Here is a 23,534-nt window from a genome sequence, read left to right as displayed (position 1 = left end):
GGGTTGAAAAGGGAGACGCGCGGCGTCCGGCCGCCCAAGTCCGACATTCCAAGGGGGAGTGAAGCGGGGCGTTCTGTTGCTGGGTGCCCCAAGCCCCACCTCGACGGGGCTAACCGCCGAGGGATTGATCGAGGACGCTTAGCTGCTTACGCAGCCGCGCGAACCTCAGCAAAGTTGTCGTTGGCAACTATTGCAATGGCCCGATAACGGCGGAACCATGCCGGACGAAAACCTTCCCTTTACTACACGCGTCGATCCTATTTCGCCCCCATGCTCCGTCCAACACCGGAGATTTGGTGGAGGCGCCGGGTACCGCCCCCGGGTCCGCAGCGTCTATTCCAAAAGGCGTTTATCGTCATAGTCGGTTGCCCGACACCCCTAAGATAGGGGCTCGGCGGCGCGGATGGAAGGGTCGAAACCGTCATCGGCCCGTCACAGAACGAAATCGGCGACGACCAGCGCGATCGCGCCGGTCAGGCGGATGTGGAAGTCCGAGACGCCGTCGCCATTGATGTCGCCGGCGATGGTGGTAAGTCCGCCGGACTGGGCGAAGCGCAACTCGCCGGCATGGTGGCCGTAGAGGGCCGAGCCGATGAAGCTGAAGGCCTGGTTGCCTGTCATACCGGTGTCGGCATCGATCGCCGAGAGATCCACACGGTCGCTCTGGGCGTGGCTGAAATCGGTGATCAGGTCGGACCTTGCGCCGACCGGGCTCTGCGTTGTCGAGCCGTAGACGAAGCGGTCGGCGCCCGCGCCGCCGGACAGCGTGTCCTGGCCGCCGGCGCCAGTGAGCACGTCATTGCCGTTCCAGCCCTGGAGCACATTGGTCCCGCTATTCCCGACCAGGCTGTCATTGCCCTGGCTGCCGGACAGATTCTCGATGCTGATCAGGATGTCGCCCTGGGCCGTTCCGCCGTTGCCGGCGCCGCTGACCAGATTGGCCAGCACGCCGCTGGAGCTGTTGTAATAGCTGGCCGTGTCGGTGCCGGCGCCGCCGTCCAGCCGGTCGGCGCCGCCTTCGCCGCGGAGCACGTCGTTGCCATGACCGCCCGCAAGTTGATTCGCCCCGCTGCCGGCGGTGATCGTGTCGTTGCCGTCGCCGCCGACCACGTTCTCGATGATGGTGCCGGCGGCGATGGCGAGATGGCGGCCGGCAATGGTGGCTGTGGAATGCAGAAGGTCGATCACCGCGGCCGCGGTCAGCGCGGCGCCGTTGATGGTGTCGCTGCCGCCGGTATCGCTCAGCGTCTGGCGCGACGCGGCGGCACCGACGGTCGCGAATTCGTCCGTATAGACATAGGTGTCGTCGGGGCTGGCGGCATCGCCGTAGAGGTGCAGGCTCCAGGAGTTCAGCACCCCGGTGTCGCCGGCGACCAGGTCGCGGACCGTCAGAGACCACACGCCTTGGCCGAATTCACCCCAATCCTGCACGGTGCTGAAGGTGAAGGCGATGTTGTCCTGGCTCGAACCATCGACGGCGTTTTCGCTCAGCCCCGGCCGGTTGACGAGGACGCTGTCGGTGCCGTCCGGCGAGGTCAGGACGATCTGCAGGTCGCCGATCCAGGTGTGGCTGAGGTTCAGCGTCACTTCGACCCGGTCGATCTCGATGCCCGTGCCGATCGTCAGGCTGGTGGTGACGCCGGCGGTGCTGCCGTCGGGGATGGCGAGACCTGGCGAGGCCGAGGCGGAGACGCTGGTCTCGTTGGCGCTGGTATGGGCCGGGCCGCCCCAACTCTCGGCCAGGCGCACCGCGGCATGGGCGTCGATCAGGCCGAAGCCAATGTCGTGATTGACCGTCAGCCCGCCGCCGTTCCAGTTGGTCGCGCCATTGGTCTGGTCGGTGGCCGCGCCCGGCGCGGCGGAACGGGCGGTGTAGGCCAGGATCTCCTGCACGTCGCGCCAGCCGAGATGCGGATTGGCCTCGAGCATCAGGGCGACGACGCCGGACACCATCGGCGTCGCGGCCGAGGTGCCGTTGAAGCTGGTGGTATAGTCCCCCGCGGCATAGCCGTTGCCGCCGACGCGGTCGGTGGTGACGATGGTGCCGGTGCTCGGGCTGCCCGGCGCGCCGATCAGGATCGAGGCGCCCGGCGTCGAGTAGTCGGAGATGGTGCCGTCCTGGTTGGTGGCGCCGACGGTGATGGTCCAGCGGTTGTTCTGAAAGCTGTGCAGGTTGGTGTCGTCGCCATAGTCATGGGCGTTGCCGGCGGCCTGGACGATGATCGTGCCGAGCCCGCCGCGCCCGTTGGTGGCCGCGTTGATGGTGGCCGCCCGGGCGGCGGCCCAGTCGGACTCCGCGAAATTGTCGAGGAAGGCCGAGTTCGGGTCGTCGAAGAAGGCGTTGCCGAAGCCCCAGCTGTTGTTGAGCACGTCGGCATGGGTCGCGGCATAGTTGCGCGCGTTCACCACCGCGGTCTGCAACGTGTTGAAGAACAGCGGGTCGTAGTAGGACTGCAGCGTCGCGCCATAGGCGACGCCGACCACGCCCGTGCCGTTGCGCTCGGCGGCGATGATGCCGGCCACGGCGGTGCCGTGATTGTCGTCGGCCGTCACCGGCGCGCCGCCGGAACCGCCGGTCGAAGCGTTGAAGCTGTGGGCGCTGTCGATGTTGTCGTTCAGGTCGGAATGGCTGAAGTCGATGCCCTGGTCGTGCACCGCGACGACGACACCGGCGCCGGTATACTCGTCCCAGATATTGCCGAGATGGATGCCCCATTGGCCGGTCAGATGCCATTGCTGGGCGTAAAGCGGATCTGTCGGAGCCGGCATGACGAAATATCCTGCAATGGAAATGGAATGACACGACCATAGCAGGGAAATGCGGCTGTTCCGCGGTGCAATTGCCTTGTGTCTTCGGCCTGCTGCGGCCCAGGGCTTGAGCGCCCCGACACACCAGCCTTGGTCCCTGACCCCGGCGCGGCTACACTATCTGGGTCTTCCTTGAAAGAAACCTGGCCCCATGACGATCACCGCCGACCAGCGCGCCGAGCTGGACCAGATCCGCTCCGCCACCTTCACCACCCGCCGCGCCACGGTGCCGGCGCTGGAGGAGATCCTGTTCGAGCCGCTGCCCGTGCTCGACCACGGCTTCGTGCGGGTGATCGACTATATGGGCGACGATTCGGCGGTGGTGCAGGCGGCTCGCGTCTCCTACGGCCGCGGCACCAAGAAGGTGTCGGAGGATGAGGGGCTGATCCGCTACCTGATGCGGCACTGGCACAGCACGCCCTTCGAGATGTGCGAGATCAAGTACCATGTGAAGCTGCCGATCTTCGTCGCCCGGCAATGGATCCGGCACCGCACCGCCAACGTGAACGAGTATTCCGCCCGCTACTCGATCCTCGACCGGGAGTTCTACCTGCCGGCGCCGGAGCATCTGGCGGCCCAGTCCAGCAGCAACCGCCAGGGGCGCGCCGGGGTGCTGGAGGGCGAGGAAGCGTCGCGTGTGATGGACCTGCTGCGCGAGGATGCCGAGCGCTGCTGGCGCGACTATGCCTGGATGCTGAACGAGGAGATCGACGGCGCCGAGCCGGTCGACCCTTCCCGCCAGGGCCTGGCGCGCGAGCTGGCGCGGATGAACCTGACGCTGAACACCTACACCCAGTGGTACTGGAAGACCGACCTGCTCAACCTCATGAATTTCCTGAGGCTGCGGGCTGATTCACACGCGCAGTACGAGATCCGCGCCTATGCCGACGTGATGGTGGACGCGATGGAGCGCTGGGTGCCGCTGACGTCCCGGGCGTTCCGCGACTACCGCATGAACGCCGCGACGATCTCGGCGCCCGGCCTCGCCGTGCTGCGCCGCATGCTGGCGGGCGAGGCGGTGGCCCAGCCGGACAGCGGCCTCAGCCCGCGCGAATGGCGTGAGCTGATGGCGGTGCTGGGCCGGCCGGCCTGACGCGCCGCCCGGCCGAAAGCTCCGCTCATTTCTCCGGCAGGCCGAACTCGGCGCGCGCCTGCTTGACCTCGGGCTTGGTGTAGTCCGGGTTGTCCCATGTCTGCTGCGATAGCTTGTCGGCCGCGCCGAGCTGCTCGCGGTACTGCCTCTGCTCCTGGGGCAAGTCCAGGCAACGCGGGTCCAGGGCCGCGAGATAGTTCTTGATGTACTGGCGCTTGTTCCCGGGCACGGGATCCTGGCCGCCCTGGGCGACGGCGGCCGGCGTCGGATGGTTCAGGTTCTGCACGACCGCGTTGTACAGCTCCTCCATGACCGCGGGGGAGGACTTGCCCCAGTCGTGGCCGGTCAGCGCCTTGAAGGCGGCGGCGTTGTCGGCGCCGTTCACCTGCCCGATGAAATTCGAGATCTGTGCCCGGAGCTGGCCGCGGTCGCCGCAGTCGGCGGCGGTCTGGATCGCGGTCAGCCGGGGATCGGCCGGCGCCTGGGTCTGGGCCGGGGCCTGCGCGGACGCGGTTTTCAGGCCGCGCTTCTGGGCGGCCTGCGTGACGTCCTGCTTGATGTCGTCGCCGTTGACCGGCCATTTCTGCGCCAGCAGCTGGTCGACCATCTGCTGCTGCGCGCCCTTGTCGCTGCCCAGCGCGTCGAGGGCCTGGTCGACCACGAAGCTGCGAGCATGGGCCGAACCCTCGGCGGCATAGTCGTAGCCGACGAGGTCGAAGGTGGCCTGGACGAAATCGTCCTGCGGCACCGACTTCAGATAGGTCCCGATATCGGCGTTGATCCCGTCCCATTGCTGCATGGCCGTGCCGGAATCGGCGTTCGCGGCATGGTTGGCGCGGGTCTCGATGCTCTGGGCGAAGGCATCGCGTCCCTCGGGACCCAGGGCGGCGGCGCCCTCCGGGGTGGGGGCGGGCACGGCGACGGCCTCGCCGACGAGGATCAAATCGTCATTCGCGAAGTTGTTGGAGGCGGTCATCTCGCTCCAGGGAGAGCCGACCTGGTGCGACATCGTCCACTGCGAATCGCCGGGCTCGGCGATCAGGAACCGCATGTTCGAGGCGTCGGTGGTGCCGTTGCGCTGCATCGCGGCCTGGACCGCCGCCTGCCATTGCTGCTGCTGCCCGGTCGGGACGTAGGTCGTGACGCCGTTCTCGACCTTGACCATGCGTCCGTCCTTGTCGACCTCGATCGCCATTCCGGCCTCCGTCCTCTCCATCCGGGGGCGGCACCATAGGCGACGGACCTCTCCGGAAAGATGACCGTTCGGTGAAGATCTCAATCGTTTAGGATTTGTGGGAATAAAATCACATAAAATGCGCTCCGTCCTCTTTGTCATACAAATGAAATAACGCCGTCACGCAATGTCCCTAGGTTTACCAACCGGTCAACGAAGGGCGGCGGGACGTCATGCTGAAGCCGATCGAGCGCAACTCACGTCCGGTCAATCCGGTCCGGCCCGGCACCGATCCCGACTTCCAGGCGGCCGTCCGCCGGGCCCTGGCCGCCCGCGCCTCGGCGGAGGGGCGCCCGCCCGAATCGCATGGCTACGAGACGGCGGGCGAGGTGCGCCCCGGCGACGCGCTCGAGCGTCTGGTCGGGCCCGACGGTGTCGCCAACAATGGCCAGTTCCCGGACCCGAACACCATCTATCCCGGCGAGATCTATTTCCAGCAGGGGCCGTCGCCGGTCAGCGCCCAGACGGAATCGGTGATCGACACCGCGCTCGCCTATGACCGTGAGCACGACCCGAGCTCGGCCGACAGCCAGCACAACTGGGATGCGGTGCAATCGGCGATCGCCGGCGAGCTGCGCCAGACTGTCCATCTTAATGCCGACGGCAAGCTCGACCTCACCGCCGACCAGCAGGCCAAGCTGCAGGCGCTCAACAGCTGGGCCGTCGGTACCGACCGGCTGTCGCAGGAGACGCAGCAGGCGCTGACCCAGGTCGACGGCGAGGTCCAGAAGCAGTCGCGGGACAAGGCGCTCGACCAGACGATCAACGCGCTGCAGGGCAATCTCGACCAGGTCAAGCACAAGCTTGGCGACCAGAGCTTCGTCCGCAAGGGCTGGGGCTGGATCACGCCGGGCAAGAGCGCGGGCGAGAAGTTCGAGGACTTCCTCCAGGACAAGCTCGACGACGTGAAGGAGCTGAAGGCCAACGACACCGGGCTGCCGGACGCGCAGTACCAGCAGAAGCTGACCGCCGTCCTCGGCAACTTCGACCAGGAGTTCCAGGACCATGCCAAGGACATGGAGGACAGCGATAAGACCTGGGACACGATTGGCGAGGTCGGCCGGGTCGTGGCAGCCACGACTGTCGGCATCATCACCACGGCAGCGACCGGCGGCAACGTCGTGGCCGGCTTCGCCGCGGGATTCGGCACCTATCAGCTGATCGACACCGTCGGCGACGTCAGCGCCGTGGTCCAGGGCAAGGACATGTACGCCGACGGCCACACCTCGCTGATCGGCTTCGGCATGGATGCGGCCAACCTCGACGGCGACAAGGGCGACGGCTGGGGCGTCAGCTGGGACCACACCAAGGCGGTGCTGAAGGACACCGCGATCGACGCGGTGTCGTCGATCAGCACCGCCGGGGCGACCACCGCCGGCCTGAAGGTCAGCGCCGCCGTGACCTCCCGCCTCGCCAGCACGGCGCTGCCGGCGCTGGGCACGCGGGTCGTGGCCACATCGGCCGCGGGCACGGTCGGGCAGGTGGTGAACGGCACCGGCCAGCTCGCCACCGACGCCACGCGGCTGGCCTTCGACAACAAGCTGTTCACTGCCGAGGGCGGGCAGCAGATGCTGAACTCCGCCAAGACCCAGGGCATTTACCTGACCACGGCTCCGGTGACCGGCGCGGTCTCGGGCGCCATCCCGGTGCAGCGCGTGGTCAGCACCGCCTCGGCCGGAACCACCCAGGCGACGCAGCAGGGCGCGTCGCAGACGGTGCAGCAGACGGCGGCCAGCTCGACCCAGCTCTCGCGGCTCGGGGTCACCGCGCAGTTCGGCAATGACGTGGTCAGCAATCTCGGTGGCGCCGAGCTGGTGGCGCAGCTGACCGAAGGCCGTCACATGAACCGTGACGAGGCGATCTCGGCGGCGATGGGGGCGGTGCCGGGCACCGCCCAGAACCTCGCCCTGCACCCGCAGATGATGCAGCGGGTCGCCGACCGGCGCGACATGCTGCAGGCCAATGGCGGGATGCGGGACAAGGACACGATCCCGAGCCTGTGGGGCTGGCAGGGCAAGATCCCGGAGTTCCGCCTGGGCGCCCAGATCCGGATCCTCGGCAATCCGGATCCGGTCACCAGCCTGGTCGACGGCGCCCCGAAGGGCGGCCAGCCGACCCTGGCGTCCTTCGGCGGGGCCGTCAGCTCCAAGATGAACATCAGGGCGATGGGCCAGTCCGTCATGGACAGCCTGGTGATGGGCTCGACCAAGCCGCTGCGGCTGACGCTGGGCAAGGAGCTGACGGTGTCGCAGCGGCCGCGCGAGTACCGCAACATCACGGGGAAGGAGGCCGGGCTGCTGCCCGCCTCCGACCAGACGGTCCTCCAGATCAAGGGGTCGACCGTGGTGGGGAAGGGCCACGACCTCGTGCTCGGGACCGACCCTGCCGAGGTCAAGGCCGATTTCATGCCGACGCTGCAGAAGGTGCGCGACGTCGGCGCGCCACGGGACGAGAACGGCGAGGTGCTGCCCGGAACGGTGATGGAGCTGAGCTGGAGCGGGATGCTGCCGGACGCCCAGCAGGTGACGCTCCATCCGGGCGAGATGGACCTGTTCGGCACCGTCGCCGGTCAGGACGCTCCCGTCGGCGCCTTCGTCACGCTGCCGCAGGACATGACCTTCACCAAGCTGATGGAGGAACAGAAGGTCGGCGTGCGGCCGCGCGCCTGGACCAATTTCATCCCCGTGCTGAACAAGGTCTGGCGCGTCGGCGGCGAGCGGCGGCCGGAGGACAACATCACCGTCACCATCCCGAAGGGCACCAAGGTCTCCGAGCAGGCCTGGGACAACATGAAGGGCACCTATGAGCGGGTGTCGATGCGGACCCGCATCGTGGTGGACGACGCGACCAGGCAACTGCTGCTGGACTCCGAGCCGGATCTCGCGACCGTCCACGACCTGGTCGGGGATGGGAAGATCGATCCCACCCGCGCGGTGTCCTACGTGCCCGGCCGGAAGAGCGGCATGCGCCTGTCGGCCGTCACCGGCAAATATGCCGAGCAGCATGTCGACCTGCTGACCGGCAGGAAATACACGTGGCATCCCGATGCGGCCAATGCCGACTTCATCTTCAATGACCGCTTCCCGACCGAGAGCATTCCCGGCCTGCCGGACAGCCTGCCCAATCCCGACCAGGCGGTCTCCAATGCCGCATACCGGGCGCGGAAGGCGGCGAATAACGGGTTGCCGGATCCCGTGACGGGCGTCCTGCCGAAATCGCTGGGTGGGGACGAGGGCACGACGCCGCTGGTGCGCGCGGTACCGTCCAAGGTCAACCTGTACCGGCGGCTCGCCGGGCCGAACGCCTCCTTCGTGGCGGAGGCGACGCGGTTCACGGGATCGTTCAAGCTGCAGACCGCGCTGAGCTCGCTGAAGACGGTCGTTCCCTGGCTGCAGCGGGTCATTCCCTTCGACCTGTCGCTGGAGTTCCGCGGCCAGGTCAAGATCGATCCCCCGGGCGTGTCGAAGCAGACGCCGCGCGGTGTCTCCAGCGCGGTGCGGAAGAGCGAGACGACCGTCCAGACCTATACAGCGGCCGATGGGTCGGTGAAGCAGTTGCCGGTCCCGGGCTGGCTCGACACCTTCCTGACATGGTCGGAGCAGGGCCAGGGCGTGCTGTTCCCCGAGGGCGGCGTCCACGCGATGAAGCAGTATCTGAAGGACCTGCACGGCCTGCCGACGACCCGGCAGCAGCAGGAGGCCCTCGTGGAGTTCCGGCGGAACGTGCTGCCGAAGCTCGGCAACGAGACCCTGACGACGCCGGAGACGGCTCAGGTGATCCGCGATTTCCTCGAGGGGCAGGCCAAGCCGGTCGGCGTAGCGGCGTCGGGCACGCCGATGCCGCTGTGGACCCAGCAGAACCAAGCCGGCGGCGCGCCCTGACCGGCCGTCCGGTCAACCGGAGCCGGTCACCCGTGATCGATCAGTCCAGGTCGATCACGGGCCGGCTGCACAGGTTGAGGCTCCAGTATTCGGCCTCGGCGCCGTCATTCTGGCGCACCTTGACGTCGAAATAGCAGCCGCCGCGCAGGTCCTCGGTCGGGATCCGGGCGGAGGCGCCGGGCGCCAGCGGCGATGCGCGCAGCCGGTTGTAGCCCCAGGAACTCTCGAAATCGGGCGAGACGCGCAGGTCCTCGATCGCGGCGCTGCGCCGATTCTGGATCTCGACCGAATCCGGCAAGGCCTGGGCCAGCGCCGCCGCCGGCACCCCGGCTGCGGCCGCGGCGAGGACCGCGATCCGGCAGAAACGTCGCATTACTCTCCCACTCCGAGGGCTGGCACCGGGCCTTCTCCCGGTGCCGCAATCGCGCTCGTTATCGGATCGATTTGTGGCGAGGTGGTGACGTCGTGACCGGTCACTCGATCACGATCCGGGGCGCGGCCGGGCCGGCGCCGGAGCGCAGCTTGTCCCACACCCGGGCGGCGATGCCGCGATAGGCCTCGGCATGCGCGCTGTCCGGCGCCGAGACCACGATCGGTTGCCCGGAATCCGAGGTCTCGCGGATGGCGATGTCGAGCGGGATCTCGCCCAGGAAATCGCAGCCCAGCTTCTCCGCCTCGGCCCGCGCGCCGCCATGGCTGAAGATGTCGGTGCGGTGGCCGCAATTCGGGCAGCAGAAATAGCTCATATTCTCGATGATTCCGAGCACCGGGACATCGACCTTGCGGAACATGTTCAGGCCCTTGCGGGCATCCAGCAGGGCGATGTCCTGCGGCGTCGACACGATCACGGCGCCGGCCAGCGGCACCTGCTGCGCCATGGTCAGCTGGGCGTCGCCGGTGCCCGGCGGCATGTCGACCACCAGCACGTCGAGCTGGCCCCAGTTGACGTCGCGCAGCATCTGCGACAGCGCCGACTGCACCATCGGGCCGCGCCAGATCATCGGCGTCTCCTCGTCGATCAGGAAGCCGATCGACATCACCTTCAGCCCGTAATTCTCCTTCGGGTCCAGGCTCTTGCCGTCGGGCGAGTTGGGCTTGCCGGTGATGCCGGTCATCCGCGGCATCGACGGGCCGTAGATGTCGGCATCGAGCAGCCCGACCTTGAGGCCGTTGGCGACCAAGCCAAGGGCGAGGTTGACCGCGGTGGTCGACTTGCCGACGCCGCCCTTGCCCGAGGCGACGGCGATGATCGAGCCGATGCCGGCCACCGGCAGCTTGCGGCTTTGTGCCCCACCCGGGGCGGCGGCCCTGGGCGTAGCGCTAGGCGCAGCGGCCGGCGCGGCCGTGGCGGGGGCCGACGGGCCGGCGCCGCGATGCGCGGTCAGGACCGCGGTCACCGACAGCACGCCCGGGATCGCGCTCACGGCCTTTTCCGCGGCCTGGCGCAGCGGCTCCAGGGCCGGGCCGCGCTGGGGATCGACCTCGATCGAGAACAGAACATGGCCGTCGCGCAGCGTGAGGCCGGAGATCATGCCGAGGCCGACGAGATCGCCGCCGCGCTCCTCGTCCCTCACTGTGCCGAGAGCCGCGCGCACTGCGGCTTCTGTGACCATCGCCCGGCCGTTTGCCATGGTTGAACTTCCTGCCCTTTGTCCAATATGACAGGCTCCACATTTGCTGCCCGTCGCGCCGAGATATAGCATCCGGCGCCCGGGATGACAGGGCGGTCGACGGGGGAAGGGAACTGGATGCCGTGGAGTAATCAAGGCGGTGGTGGCGGCGGTGGCGGACCGTGGGGCGGATCACCGCAAGGCGGCGGACAGAATCCCTGGGGTCGCGGCAGCGGTCCCAGCCAGGCCGATATCGAGGACATGATCCGGCGCGGCCAGGACCGGTTCCGCCAGGTCATGCCCAAGGGCTTCGGCGGCGGCCGCGGCATCCTGGTCGCCATCGTGGTGATCATCATCGGCTGGCTGCTGACCGGCATCTACCGGGTGCAGCCGGACGAGTTGGGCGTGGTCCAGCGATTCGGCGCCTATGTCAGGACCGAGCAGCCCGGCCTGCGCTATCACCTGCCGGCACCGATCGAGACGGTGACCAAGCCGTCGGTGACGACGCAGAACCGGATCGAGATCGGCTTCAGCAGCGGCGAGGGACGGGCCAGCCCCCGCGACGTGCCGGATGAAAGCCAGATGCTGACCGGCGACGAGAACATCATCGACATCGATTTCGTCGTGCTGTGGCGCATCTCCGACCCGGTCGCCTACCTGTTCAACATCAAGAACGCCGACGCCACGGTGAAGGTGGCGGCGGAGAGCGCGATGCGCGAGGTGATCGGCCGCACCGAGATCCAGCCGGCGCTGAATGAGGCGCGCGGCCGGATCGAGCAGGACGCCCGGCGCCTGCTGCAGGCGACGCTGGACAGCTACGGCACCCCTGGCCGCCCCGGGGCCGGCGTGGTGATCGACCAGGTGCAGCTGCAGAAGGTGGCGCCGCCGCAGCAGGTGATCGACGCCTTCGACGACGTGCAGCGCGCCCGCCAGGACCAGGACCGGCTGCGCAACGATGCCGAGACCTACCGCAACGACATCGTGCCGCGCGCCCGAGGCGACGCCGCGCGGGTGGTGCAGGAGGCCGAGGCCTATCGCGAGCAGGTGGTGGCCAAGGCCCAGGGCGACACGGCCCGCTTCACCTCGGTGCTGCAGTCCTATCGCGCGGCGCCGGAGATCACGGCCGAGCGCTTCTATCTGGAGACGCTGGAGAGCGTGCTGAAGGGTTCGAACAAGATCCTGATCGACGACGCCGTCGGCGGCCAGGGCGTGCTGCCCTACCTGCCGCTGAACGAGCTGATCAACAAGCCGGCCGCGGCTCCGGCCCAGCGGGGAGGGCAGTAACATGAACGCCAAGCTTGCCGCCCTCGGCGCAGCCATCGTCGTCGTCGGCCTGGTGCTGGTCGATTCCCTCTACACCGTCGGCCAGAACGAGCAGGCGCTGGTCCTGCAGTTCGGCGAGGTGGTGAAGATCGAATCCGAACCCGGGCTGAAGCTGAAGCTGCCGGTCGTCCAGAACGTGCAGTTCTACGAGAAGCGCGTGCTGGACGTGGACCCGCCGGTCGAGCAGGTGATCCTGTCCGACCAGCGTCGCCTCGACGTCGACAGCTATGCCCGCTACCGGATCGCCGATCCGCTGCTGTTCTTTCAGTCGGTGCGGAACGAGGCCACCGCCAGCACCCGCATCAGCGGCTTCGTCAACAACGCGCTGCGCAACGTGCTCGGCAACTACAACCAGCTCGACGTGCTGTCGGAGCAGCGCGGGCCGATCATGCGGTCGATCCGCGACAGCGTCGAGGCCAACGCCAAGCCGCTGGGCATCGAGGTCGTCGACGTCCGCATCGTCCGCGCCGACGTGCCCGAGGGCACCGTACAGTCGGTCTATGACCGCATGCGCTCCGAGCGTGAGCGCGAGGCGGCGCAGTACCGCGCCCAGGGTGCCGAGTACTCGGCGCAGATCAAGTCGAGCGCCGACCGCGAGCGCACCGTCCTCCTGGCCGAGGCGGAGCGCAAGGCGCAGGAACTGCGCGGCCAGGGCGACGCCGACGCCATCAAGGTGCAGGCCGACGCCTATGGCGCCGACCCGCAGTTCTTCTCCTTCTACCGCAGCCTGGAAGCCTACCGGACTGCGCTGGGGGCGAGCGGCACCACCCTGGTGTTGTCGCCGAAGGGCGACTTCTTCAAGTACTTCAACGACGCCACCGGCCGCGGCCTGGTGCCGGCGGTGACCCAGCAGACCCCATCGGGCCCCAGCCCGGCGCCGTCCCCCGCGCCGGCGGTGCCCGAGGTTCCGGCGCAGCCGGTGCCCGCGACACCGGGGAACCCGGGATGATGCAGGCCCGTTTCTCGCCACGATCGGGTGTATGATGACCGACGCCGGCCTCCCGAATGGGGCCGGCGTCGTGCTTTGAGCGAGGGAGAGCGTTCGTGACCAGACCGATTGCCCGCCGCCCGACCGGCCCCGTCGCCGTCGCCCGCGCCGTGGGAGAGACTGCCCTGCTGCGCTGGGCCACGACGGTGCTGGTCATGACGGCCATGCTGATGGCCGCCGTCCTGGCGTCAGGGGTGGCCCGCGCCGCGCCGGCGCCCGACAGCTTCGCCGACCTGGCCGAGAGGCTGGTGCCAGCGGTGGTCAACATCTCGACCACCCAGAAGGTCCAGGACGGCCAGGACCTGCCGGAGATGCCGCAATTCCCGCCGGGATCGCCGTTCGACGAGTTCTTCCGCGACTTCTTCAACCGGCGCGGCCAGGGCCAGGGTGACCGGCCGCGGCCGCACAACGCCACGGCGCTGGGCTCCGGCTTCATCGTCCGGGACAATGGCTACATCGTCACCAACTACCATGTGATCGAGGGCGCCGAGGAGATCACGGTCGTCCTGCACGACAACACCAGCCTCGAGGCCAAGCTGATCGGCCGCGACGACAAGACCGACCTGGCGGTGCTGAAGGTCGAGACCGACAAGAAGCTGCCCTTCGTCGAGTTCGGCGACAGCGACGGGATGCGGGTCGGCGACTGGGTGCTGGCGATCGGCAACCCGTTCGGCCTCGGCGGCACGGTCACGGCCGGCATCATCTCGGCGCGGTCGCGTGAGATCAACGCCGGCCCGTATGACGACTTCCTGCAGACCGACGCCGCCATCAACCGCGGCAATTCGGGCGGCCCGATGTTCAACATGGACGGACGGGTGATCGGCATCAACACCGCCATCTACTCGCCCTCGGGCGGGTCGGTCGGCATCGGCTTCGCCATCCCGTCGGCCCTGGCCCGCGGCGTGGTCGACCAGATCATCGAGTTCGGGCGCACCAAGCGCGGCTGGCTCGGCGTCCGGATCCAGTCGGTGACGCCGGAGATCGCCGAGAGCCTGGGGCTCGAGAAGCCGGAAGGCGCGCTGGTGGCCGGGGTCACCGATGGCGGCCCGGGCGCCAAGGCCGGGATCGAGACCGGCGACGTCATCCTGCAGTTCGACGGCAAGCCGATCACCGAGAGCCGGCGCCTGCCGCGCGTGGTCGCCGACACGCCGGTCGACAAGCAGGTCTCGGTCACGGTCTGGCGCAAGGGCGCGCGCAAGGACCTGCCGGTGACGCTGGGCGAGCTCGAAGCCGCCGAGCAGTCCGGCCTGCTGGCCTCCGACACGCCGGACAGCAAGCCCGACGCCACCAAGCCGCAGGAGCTCGACGCCCTCGGCGTGACGCTGTCGGCGCTGACCGACGCGCTGAAGAAGCAGTACTCGCTGGCCGACGACCAGAAGGGCGTCGTGGTCACCGCCGTTACCAGCGGGTCGCAGGCCGCCGAGAAGGGGCTGAAGGCCGGCGACGTGATCGTCGAGGTCGGCCAGGCCGAGGTGGCGAACCCCGGCGACGTCGCCAAGAAGGTGACCGAGGCCCGCGACGGCGGCCGGAAGTCCGTGCTGCTGCTGGTCGAGAGCGGCGGCGACCTGCGCTTCATCGCCCTGCCGGTCGGGCCGGGCTGAGGCGGACTGGTATTCCGATGAAGAAGGCGCCGTCGGTGGACGGCGCCTTTTTCTTTGGCCGGCAGGCTATTGAGATCAGGTTTCTTGGTGCCGCCGGATCGGCATGGCCCGATATGATCTGAACTCGGCCCGCCGCCTATCCCCGTCGCCGCAGCCGCCGCAGATCCTCGCGCCGCAGGGCGCCGAGGCCGAACAGGGCGGCGAGGTAGACCAGGCCGGCCACGGCCAGCACCGCCAGCGCGGTGGCGATCGCCAGCAGGTTGGAGCGGCCGGCGAGACCCGGTGCTGCCAGCACCAGCAGGCCCCACAGCGCCGCCGCCATCACCAGCCCGGCCACGACCATGCGCGGCAGCCGCCGCCGGGCCGCGGGGTCGAGCTGGAAATGGCCGCGCCGGTGCAGCACCCAGGCCAGCAGGATGATGTTCAGCCACACCCCGGCCGAGGTGCCGACGGCCAGGCCGACCTGGGACAGCGAATCCATCAGCGCGATCTTCAGCCCGACATTCAGCGCCACGGTGGCGACCGCGATCTTGACCGGCGTCGCCGTGTCGCCGCGGGCATAGAAGCCGGGCAGCAGGCAGCGCACCAGCACCACGGCGGGCAGGCCGAAGGCGTAGGCGGTCAGGGTCAGGGCCGACTGGTGGCTGTCGATGGCGGTGAACCGCCCGCGCTCGAACATCGCCGCCAGGATCGGCTCCGCCGCCACCAGGAAGGCGATGGCGAAGGGCAGGGTCAGGGCCAGCGTCAGCTCGATCGCCCGGTTCTGGCTGGCCAGCGCGCCCTCATGGTCGTCGGCGGCCAGGCGGCGCGTCACCTCCGGCAGCAGCACGGTGCCGACGGCGAGGCCGATGACGCCCAGCGGCAGCTGGTTCAGCCGGTCGGCATAGTTCAGGTAGGACTGGGCGCCGGTCGGCAGCGCCTGGGCGATGATGGTGTCGGCGAAGACGCTGATCTGGGCCATGCCGGCGCCCAGCGTCGCCGGCCCCAGCGCCCGAAAGAACTTGCGCACCCCGGGCGACAGCTCCGGCCACACCAGCCGCAGCGAGGCGCCGGCCCGCCGCATGTCCCATTCCAGGTACAGGAACTGGGCGATGCCGGACAGGAACACGCCCCAGGCCAGGGCATGGCCGGCGGTGGGCAGGAACGGCGTCAGCCCCAGCACCGCGCCGATCATGAACAGGTTCAGGAGGATCGGCGCGGCCGCGGCGGCGCCGAACCGGCCGAGGCCGTTCAGCACGCCGCCCTGCAGCGACACCAGCGACATGAACAGCAGATAGGGGAAGGTGATCCGGGTCAGCTCGACCTTCAGGTCGGTCTGCGCCGCCGTGGCGCCGCCCGGCTCCATCACCGAGATCAGCCAGGGCATGGCGGCCAGGGCCGCGACCAGCACCACCAGCAGCACAGCCAGCAGGATCGCCTGCACCTGCTCGGCCAGCTGCAGCGCCCTGGCCTTGCCCTCGCGCTGCAGCGTGGTGGTGAAGGTCGGCAGGAAGGCAACGTTGAACGCGCCCTCGGCGAACAGCGACCGGAAGTGGTTCGGCAGCCGGTTGGCCAGGAAGAAGGCGTCGGCCACCGGCCCGGCTCCCAGCACCGCGGCGATGATCTGGTCGCGCACCAGGCCGAGCACGCGGCTGGCGAGCGTCAGCCCGCCGACGGAGGCGATCTTGCGGTACACGCCTAGGCCGCCACGAACTCCGCCGCGCGATAGCCCTGCAGGTAGAGCAGGGCGGTGAGGTCGCCATGGGCGATCGACACCGGCACCGATTCCCGCACCAGAGGCTTGGCCCGGAAGCCGACGCCCAGGCCGGCGGCCTGCAGCATCGGGATGTCATTGGCGCCGTCGCCGACCGTCACCGTCGCGTCCAGGCCGATGCCGCGGGCCTCGGCCATCTCGATCAGCAGGGCGCGCTTGGCGTCCTTGCCCAGGATCGGCTCGCGCACCCGCCCGGTCAGGCGGCCCTCGGCCTCGATCAGGTGGTTGCCCTCCGACCGGTCGAAGCCGACCGCGGCGGCCACCGGGCCGGTGAAGGCGTCGAAGCCGCCGGAGACCAGGGCGCAATAGGCGCCGTTCGCCCGCATCGTCGCCACCAGGGTGCGGCCGCCGGGGGTGTAGCGCAGATCGGCCAGGGCGCGGTCGATGATCGACCGGGGCTGGCCCTCCAGCAGGGCCACGCGCTCGACCACCGCCTCGCGGAAATTGATCTCGCCGCGCATCGCCCGCTCGGTGATCGGCACCACCCGGTCGGCGACGCCGGCCAGGGCGGCCAGCTCGTCGAGCGTCTCGGCCTCGACGATGGTGGCGTCCATGTCGGCCACCAGCAGCCGCTTGCGGCGCCCCAGGGCCGGCACGACATTGGCATCGACCGGCTGGCCGGCCAGGGACAGCCGCGCCGCCGCCTGCGCCGCCTTGGCATCGGCTGCCGCGAATGCGATATCGCAGGCGACGCCCGGCGCCAGCCAGTCGACCGCGCCCGGCGTTCCGCCGGCGATCGCCAGCGCGTTGCGCACATGGCGGGTCAGGGCGTCGTCGAGGGCCGGGTGATCCGGGGCGGTGGTGAGGGTGAGGACGAGATCCATGGCGCGGCGCAGCTCCCAGCACAGGCGACCGTCTATGCCGCAGCGCGGCGGTACCTGTCTATGCGCGAAAGGCGGCGGGGCAGGGGCATGACCGACAGCGTCATCATCGTCGGCGGGCCGACGGCCAGCGGCAAGTCGGCGCTGGCGCTGGACCTGGCCGGGGCGCTGGACGGCGTCGTGATCAACGCCGACAGCATGCAGGTCTATGCCGAGCTGTCGATCCTGACCGCCCGGCCGGGCCCGGCCGACCTGGCGCGGGCGCCGCATCGCCTCTACGGCGTGCTGCCGGCCTCCACGCGCTGCTCCGCCGCCGCCTGGTGCGACATGGCGCTGGCCGAGATCGGCCTGGCGCGGAAGGCCGGCAGGCGCCCGATCGTGGTCGGCGGCACCGGCCTCTATCTCCGCGCCCTGACCGAGGGGTTGAGCCCGGTGCCGCCGGTGCCGGAGGAGATCCGCCGCGCCACGGTCGAGCTGCACGAGACCCTGGGCGGCGAGGCGTTCCATGCCGAGCTGATGCGCTGGGACCCGAAGATGGCCCAGCGCCTGGCCCCCGGCGACAGCCAGCGGATGATCCGGGCTTGGGAGGTGATGGTCGCCACCAACCGCTCGCTGGCCGACTGGCAGCTCGAGGCCGGGTCTGGCCCGCCGCCCGGCATGGTGTTCGACTGGATCGTGCTGGCGCCGCCGCGCGACGTCCTCTACGCCGCCTGCGACGGCCGCTTCCGCACCATGATCGCCGCCGGTGCGCTGGAGGAGGCGCGGGCGCTATTGGCGCTTGGCCTGGACCCTGACCTGCCGGCGATGAAGGCGGTCGGGGTGCCGGAGCTGGCGGCGCATCTGCGCGGCGAGATCGAGCTGGAGGCCGCGATCGCCCGGGCCCAGCAGGCGACGCGCAACCTGGCCAAGCGCCAGACCACCTGGTTCCGCCACCAGATCCCGGCCCCGGGCGCAAGGGTGCAACGCAGCCATGTCGCCGTCGCGCAATATTCGGAAAAAATTGCAGCTGAAACTTTGTCTTTTCTTCGCAATTCCGATTGACCTGTCGGATTCCGCCGTCTAGCTTGCCGACCCTCGTTGATCCCCAACGTTGAACGTCGCGGCCCGGAGGGGGCCGCAAACCGAGGTTACCATGTCGACAGAAACGCTGACCGGAGCCGAAATCGTCCTGCGTGCCCTTCGGGACCAGGGCGTAGAGGTTATCTTCGGATATCCGGGCGGAGCTGTCCTTCCGATCTACGACGCGATCTTCAAGCAGAACGCGATCCGCCACATCCTGGTCCGGCACGAACAGGCGGCGGTGCACGCAGCGGAAGGCTATGCCCGCTCGACCGGCAAGGTCGGCGTCGTCCTCGTAACCTCCGGCCCCGGCGCGACCAACGCGGTCACCGGCCTGACCGACGCGCTGATGGATTCGATTCCCATCGTCTGCCTGACCGGGCAGGTGCCGACCCATCTGATCGGCAACGACGCGTTCCAGGAGGCCGACACCACCGGCATCACCCGGCCCTGCACCAAGCACAACTACCTGGTGAAGGACGCCAACCACGTCGCCCGCATCGTGCACGAGGCGTTCTACGTCGCCCGCAGCGGCCGGCCCGGCCCGGTGGTGATCGACCTGCCGAAGGACGTGCAGTTCGCCGACGGCGTCTACACCCCGCCCGAGCATGTCGAGCACCGCACCTACCGGCCGCGGACCGAGCCGGACGCGGAGCTGATCGAGCGGGCGGTCGAGCTGATGGCCAAGGCCGAGCGGCCGATCCTCTATACCGGCGGCGGCATCATCAATGCCGGGCCGGAGGCGTCGGCGGCGCTGCGCGAGCTGGTCGAGCTGACCGGCTTCCCCTGCACCTCGACCCTGCTGGGCCTCGGCGCCCTGCCGGCCTCGGACCCGCGGTTCCTGGGCATGGTCGGCATGCACGGCACCTACGAGGCCAATCTGGCGATGCACGGCGCCGACCTGATGGTGGCGCTGGGATCGCGCTTCGACGACCGCGTCACCGGCAAGATCAGCGCCTTCTCGCCGGGGTCGACCAAGATCCATGTCGACATCGACCCGTCCTCGATCAACAAGAACGTCCATGTCGACCTGCCGATCGTCGGTGACGCCGGCCGCGTGATCCGGGCGATGGTCGAGCTGTGGAAGCAGCGCGGCCACAAGTCCCGCGAGAAGGCGATCGCCGGCTGGTGGGGCAAGATCAAGGAGTGGCAGGCGCGCAACTGCCTGCAGTTCAGCCAGGACAAGTCGCATGACGCGATCATCAAGCCGCAATACGCGATCAAGCGCTTGGCCGAGTTGACCGCCGACCGTGACGACGTCTACATCACCACCGAGGTCGGCCAGCACCAGATGTGGGCGGCGCAGCTGATCCCGTTCCAGAAGCCGAACCGCTGGATGACCTCGGGCGGGCTCGGCACCATGGGCTACGGCCTGCCGGCCGCGGTCGGGGTGCAGATCGCCCATCCGGACGCCCTGGTGATCGATGTCGGCGGCGAGGCGTCGACGCTGATGAACATCCAGGAGCTGTCGACCATCGCCCAGTACCGGCTGCCGGTGAAGATCTTCATCGTCAACAATTTCTGGATGGGCATGGTGCGGCAGTGGCAGGAGCTGCTGCATGGCGAGCGCTACTCCGAGAGCTATTCGGAGGCGCTGCCGGACTTCGTCAAGCTGGCCGAGGCCTTTGGCCTGACCGGGCTGCGGGCCACCAACATGGGCGAGGCCGACGATGTGATCCGCGAGATGCTGCGGATCAAGGGGCCGGTGGTGGTCGACATGCAGGTCTCCAAGATGGAGAACTGCTTCCCGATGATCCCGGGCGGCGCGGCCCATAACGAGATCCTGCTGGGCCCGGCCGACCAGGCCGCCAAGCCGACCTCGGAGGAGGGGATGGTGCTCGTATAAGGCGCGGACGACGCCGCTCGCCGCGGCCGTCCCCCCGGAAATGGGGGATGGCCGCGACCCTCGTCTCGTGACCTCACTGGATCGACCATGACCCCCCCGCAGACCCAGATCGAAACCCATACCATCGCCGTGCTGGTGGACAACGAGCCGGGCGCTCTCGCCCGCGTCATCGGCCTGTTCTCCGGCCGCGGCTACAACATCGAGAGCCTGACCGTGGCCGAGGTCGACGCGGCGCGGGACCTGTCCCGCATCACCGTCGTCACCTCCGGCACGCCGATGATCATCGAGCAGATCAAGGCGCAGCTGGACCGGCTGGTGCTGGTGCACAGCGTGCACGACCTGACGCTGGACGGGCCGGCGGTGGAGCGCGAGCTCGCTTTGGTCAAGGTCCGCGGCGCCGGCGACAAGCGCATCGAGAGCCTGCGCATCGCCGACGTGTTCAGGGCCCGCGCCGTGGATTCGACGACCGAGAGCTTCGTGTTCGAGGTCACCGGCTCGTCCCAGAAGATCGACGCCTTCATCCAGCTGATGATCCCGCTCGGGCTCGTCGATGTCAGCCGGACCGGCGTCGTCGCCATCGCCCGGGGGCCCGAAGGGCTCCTGAGCGCCGAGTAACTCCCCTGAAGCTGTCGGTTGCCAGCAGCCGGCGGTTCCCGTCATCGTTGAGAAAGGCCGGGCCGCCCGGCCCCGTGTGAGAGGACAGAGCAATGCGCGTGTATTACGACCGCGACGCGGATGTGAACCTGATCAAGTCGAAGAAGGTGGTGATCGTCGGCTATGGCAGCCAGGGCCATGCCCATGCCGCCAATCTGCGCGACAGCGGCGTCAAGGATGTGCGCATCGCGCTGCGCCCCGAGAGCCCGACCGTGAAGAAGGCCGAGGCCGCCGGCTTCACCGTGATGTCGCCGGCCGAGGCCGCCGCCTGGGGCGACGTGCTGATGATGTGCACGCCGGACGAGCTGCAGGCCGACATCTACGCCCGCGACCTGGCGCCGAACATGAAGGAAGGCGCCGCCATCGCCTTCGCCCACGGGCTGAACGTGCACTTCAACCTGATCGTGCCGCGCAAGGACCTGGACGTGTTCATGGTGGCGCCGAAGGGCCCGGGCCACACCGTGCGCTCGGAGTACCAGAAGGGCGGCGGCGTGCCCTGCCTGATCGCGGTCGACCAGAACGCGACCGGCGCCGCGCTCGACATCGGCCTGTCCTACGCCTCGGCGATCGGCGGCGGCCGCGCCGGCATCATCGAGACCACCTTCAAGGAAGAGTGCGAGACCGACCTGTTCGGCGAGCAGGTGGTGCTGTGCGGCGGCCTGACCGCGCTGATCATGGCCGGCTACGAGACCCTGGTCGAGGCCGGTTACGCGCCGGAGATGGCCTATTTCGAGTGCCTGCACGAGGTCAAGCTGATCGTCGACCTGATGTATGAGGGCGGCATCGCCAACATGCGCTACTCGATCTCCAACACCGCGGAATACGGCGACTACGTCACCGGCCCGCGGATCATCACCGCGGAGACGAAGGCCGAGATGAAGCGCGTGCTGGACGACATTCAGTCCGGCCGCTTCACCCGCGACTGGATGCTCGAGAACAAGGTCGGCCAGGCCAGCTTCAAGGCCACCCGCCGCCGCCAGGCCGAGCACGACATCGAGAAGGTCGGCGAGAAGCTGCGCGCGATGATGCCGTGGATCGCCAAGAACAAGCTGGTCGACAAGGCCAAGAACTGAGCCGGACCGTCTCCGGACTGGGAAAGGGCCCCGCGAGGGGCCCTTTTTCGTTGGCGGGCTGGCAAGGGTGAAGCCCGGACTTTCGCGTTGCCTCTCCAGCAAGCGAGAGCCTTTCGGAATTCAAACACCGTCATTGCGAGCGTAGCGAAGCAATCCAGGGGCCGGTGCGCACCGGCCCCTGGATTGCTTCGTCGGCTTCGCCTCCTCGCAATGACGGTGAGGGGTGGGCGTTGTGAAAAGGTCTCGCAAGCGGGAGAGGCAACGCGCGCCCGGCAACTACTCCGCAGCCGCCGCGACGCTCCGGCCGAACACGGCCCGCCGCAGTCCCCAGGCGACCACGACCACCGCGGCCGAGGCCAGGCTGAGGAGGATCTGCGACCGGGTGTCGTCCTGGAAGCCCATCGCCACCAGCACTGCCACCATGCCGGCGATGGTGAGGAGGGTGAGCACCGGATACAGCCACATCTTCACCCGCAGCCGCTCCGGCGGCGTGCGCGGGCGCAGCACCAGCTGCGACACGGCGATCATCAGATAGACGAACAGGATGACCGCGCCGGAGGAGTTCAGGAGGAACAGGAACACCGTGTCCGGCGAGACATAGGCGGCGACGACGGAGAGATAGCCGATCAGGGTCGAGGCCAGGATCGCCCGCGCCGGCACGCCGCTCCGGGTGGTGCGGGTCAGGCCGCCCGGGGCCTCGCGCCGGCCCGCCAGCACGAACAGCATGCGCGACGCGGTGTAGAGGCCGGAGTTCAGGCAGGACAGCACCGCGGTCAGCACCACCGCGTTCATCAGGTCGGCGGCCCAGGCGATGCCCATCCGCTCGAAGGCGACGACGAAGGGCGACTGCTTCGGCGCCAGGCCGTCCCAGGGCAGGATCACGGTCAGCAGGAACACCGAGCCGATGTAGAAGATCAGGATCCGCACCACGACCGAGCGGGTTGCCTTCACCACCGCGCGCTCCGGGTCCTTGGCCTCGGCCGCGGCGATGGTGGCGATCTCCGCCCCGACCATCGAGAACACCACGACGACGATGCCGGAGAAGATCGCCCCGACCCCGTTCGGCAGGAAGCCGGCGGCGGGCGTCAGGTTCGAGAAGTCCATGGCGTGGCCGGGCCACAGCCCGAAGACATAGGCGCAGCCGAGCAGCAGGAACACGACGATGGTCGCCACCTTGATGCCGGCGAACCAGTACTCGAACTCGCCGAAGGAGCGGACGGAGTAGAGGTTGGTCGCGGTCATCAGCAGCAGCAGGCCCAGCGACGCCGCCCACAGCGGCACGTCCGGCAGCCATTTCTGCAAGAGGCCGGCGCCGGCCACCGCTTCGAACCCGACCACGATCACCCAGAAGTACCAGTACAGCCAGGCCACGGTGAAGCCGGCCCAGTCGCCCAGCGCCAGCCTTGCATAGTCGGAGAAGGAGCCGGTGGAGGGGTTGGCCGCCGCCATCTCGCCCAGCATGCGCATCACCATGATGATCAGCACGCCGGTGACCGCATAGGTCAGGAAGGCGCCGGGGCCGACCGTGCCGATGATGGAGCTGGAGCCGACGAACAGCCCGGCGCCGATGACGCCGCCGATCGCGATCATGCTGAGATGGCGCTGCTGCAGGCCCTGGTGGAGCCCGCCCTCCGGTGCTTCGGCCATGGTTGATCTTCTTGTTGTGGATCCGATGCCCGCCCTCCTAGCCTGATTTCGCCGGCCGCACACGCGATTTTGTCGGGAATGAGGCGTTCTGGCCTGTATGCGACGCCGTCTGTAGGATTTCCGGCCGAGATCCAGGGAGATGT

At 68.9% G+C, this 23,534-nt stretch carries 16 protein-coding genes and 1 other RNA gene; 9 read left to right on the top strand and 8 right to left on the bottom strand.

What is annotated here, in order from left to right:
* Nucleotides 1-62 precede the first annotated feature (62 nt).
* Together ssrA and BWR60_RS18945 are read right to left on the bottom strand one after the other, a co-directional pair.
* Nucleotides 63-413: a transfer-messenger RNA gene (ssrA, locus tag BWR60_RS18950) on the bottom strand.
* A gap of 19 nt (nucleotides 414-432) precedes the next feature.
* A complete protein-coding gene (locus BWR60_RS18945) occupies nucleotides 433-2,769 on the bottom strand; it encodes a S8 family serine peptidase (protein WP_088152588.1) in 2,337 nt (778 codons plus the stop codon).
* Nucleotides 2,770-2,959: 190 nt separating this feature from the next.
* Here BWR60_RS18945 and thyX point away from each other — a divergent pair, with 190 nt between their 5' ends.
* Nucleotides 2,960-3,901, top strand: coding sequence for an FAD-dependent thymidylate synthase (gene thyX, locus BWR60_RS18940; RefSeq protein WP_088152587.1), 942 nt, complete (start codon nucleotides 2,960-2,962; stop codon nucleotides 3,899-3,901).
* Between the two features lie 25 nt (nucleotides 3,902-3,926).
* Here the strand turns inward: thyX and BWR60_RS18935 are convergent, their stop codons facing one another.
* On the bottom strand, nucleotides 3,927-5,096 hold the full coding sequence (locus BWR60_RS18935; RefSeq protein WP_088152586.1) for a hypothetical protein: 1,170 nt from the start codon (nucleotides 5,094-5,096) through the stop codon (nucleotides 3,927-3,929).
* Nucleotides 5,097-5,308: 212 nt separating this feature from the next.
* Between BWR60_RS18935 and BWR60_RS18930 the strand changes: the two genes are divergently transcribed.
* Complete coding sequence (locus BWR60_RS18930) at nucleotides 5,309-9,016, top strand: hypothetical protein (protein ID WP_088152585.1); 3,708 nt, start codon at nucleotides 5,309-5,311, stop codon at nucleotides 9,014-9,016.
* A 40-nt stretch (nucleotides 9,017-9,056) separates the two neighbouring features.
* Here the strand turns inward: BWR60_RS18930 and BWR60_RS18925 are convergent, their stop codons facing one another.
* Both BWR60_RS18925 and apbC read right to left on the bottom strand, forming a co-directional pair.
* Nucleotides 9,057-9,389 carry a hypothetical protein gene (locus BWR60_RS18925; RefSeq protein ID WP_088152584.1) on the bottom strand — a complete coding sequence of 111 codons (333 nt, stop codon included), beginning with the start codon at nucleotides 9,387-9,389 and terminating at the stop codon, nucleotides 9,057-9,059.
* Nucleotides 9,390-9,489: 100 nt separating this feature from the next.
* Nucleotides 9,490-10,647, bottom strand: a complete 1,158-nt coding sequence (apbC, locus tag BWR60_RS18920; protein WP_179221836.1) for an iron-sulfur cluster carrier protein ApbC — start codon at nucleotides 10,645-10,647, stop codon at nucleotides 9,490-9,492.
* An 84-nt stretch (nucleotides 10,648-10,731) separates the two neighbouring features.
* Here apbC and hflK point away from each other — a divergent pair, with 84 nt between their 5' ends.
* From hflK to BWR60_RS18905, 3 genes are all read left to right on the top strand, one after another.
* Nucleotides 10,732-11,910, top strand: coding sequence for an FtsH protease activity modulator HflK (gene hflK / locus BWR60_RS18915; RefSeq protein WP_343216412.1), 1,179 nt, complete (start codon nucleotides 10,732-10,734; stop codon nucleotides 11,908-11,910).
* Between the two features lies 1 nt (nucleotide 11,911).
* The gene (hflC, locus tag BWR60_RS18910) at nucleotides 11,912-12,898 is read left to right on the top strand and encodes a protease modulator HflC (protein ID WP_088152582.1); all 987 of its coding nucleotides are present in this window, start codon (nucleotides 11,912-11,914) and stop codon (nucleotides 12,896-12,898) included.
* Nucleotides 12,899-13,092: 194 nt separating this feature from the next.
* Nucleotides 13,093-14,538, top strand: a complete 1,446-nt coding sequence (locus BWR60_RS18905; RefSeq protein WP_088152604.1) for a DegQ family serine endoprotease — start codon at nucleotides 13,093-13,095, stop codon at nucleotides 14,536-14,538.
* A gap of 136 nt (nucleotides 14,539-14,674) precedes the next feature.
* Here the strand turns inward: BWR60_RS18905 and murJ are convergent, their stop codons facing one another.
* Nucleotides 14,675-16,213, bottom strand: coding sequence for a murein biosynthesis integral membrane protein MurJ (gene murJ / locus BWR60_RS18900; protein ID WP_088152581.1), 1,539 nt, complete (start codon nucleotides 16,211-16,213; stop codon nucleotides 14,675-14,677).
* A 2-nt stretch (nucleotides 16,214-16,215) separates the two neighbouring features.
* On the bottom strand, nucleotides 16,216-17,115 hold the full coding sequence (serB, locus tag BWR60_RS18895; protein ID WP_088152580.1) for a phosphoserine phosphatase SerB: 900 nt from the start codon (nucleotides 17,113-17,115) through the stop codon (nucleotides 16,216-16,218).
* A gap of 87 nt (nucleotides 17,116-17,202) precedes the next feature.
* Here serB and miaA point away from each other — a divergent pair, with 87 nt between their 5' ends.
* The 4 genes from miaA to ilvC all read left to right on the top strand — a co-directional run bounded on the left by miaA (nucleotide 17,203) and on the right by ilvC (nucleotide 21,744).
* On the top strand, nucleotides 17,203-18,153 hold the full coding sequence (miaA, locus tag BWR60_RS18890; protein WP_088152579.1) for a tRNA (adenosine(37)-N6)-dimethylallyltransferase MiaA: 951 nt from the start codon (nucleotides 17,203-17,205) through the stop codon (nucleotides 18,151-18,153).
* A gap of 91 nt (nucleotides 18,154-18,244) precedes the next feature.
* Entirely contained in the window at nucleotides 18,245-20,017 is a 1,773-nt protein-coding gene (locus BWR60_RS18885) for an acetolactate synthase 3 large subunit (protein WP_088152578.1), read from the top strand.
* An 87-nt stretch (nucleotides 20,018-20,104) separates the two neighbouring features.
* Nucleotides 20,105-20,632 carry an acetolactate synthase small subunit gene (gene ilvN / locus BWR60_RS18880; RefSeq protein ID WP_088152577.1) on the top strand — a complete coding sequence of 176 codons (528 nt, stop codon included), beginning with the start codon at nucleotides 20,105-20,107 and terminating at the stop codon, nucleotides 20,630-20,632.
* 92 nt (nucleotides 20,633-20,724) lie between these two features.
* A complete protein-coding gene (gene ilvC / locus BWR60_RS18875) occupies nucleotides 20,725-21,744 on the top strand; it encodes a ketol-acid reductoisomerase (protein WP_088152576.1) in 1,020 nt (339 codons plus the stop codon).
* A gap of 276 nt (nucleotides 21,745-22,020) precedes the next feature.
* On the opposite strand, the gene BWR60_RS18870 is transcribed toward ilvC, so the two are convergent.
* Nucleotides 22,021-23,391: an amino acid permease gene (locus BWR60_RS18870; protein ID WP_088152575.1), complete on the bottom strand. Its 1,371-nt coding sequence runs from the start codon at nucleotides 23,389-23,391 to the stop codon at nucleotides 22,021-22,023.
* Nucleotides 23,392-23,534: the final 143 nt, after the last annotated feature.

It is taken from the genome of Inquilinus limosus (genome assembly GCF_002195995.1).
GTDB classification, from domain to species: Bacteria; Pseudomonadota; Alphaproteobacteria; order DSM-16000; family Inquilinaceae; genus Inquilinus; species Inquilinus limosus_C.
This window is presented reverse-complemented; position numbering and strand designations above follow the sequence as displayed.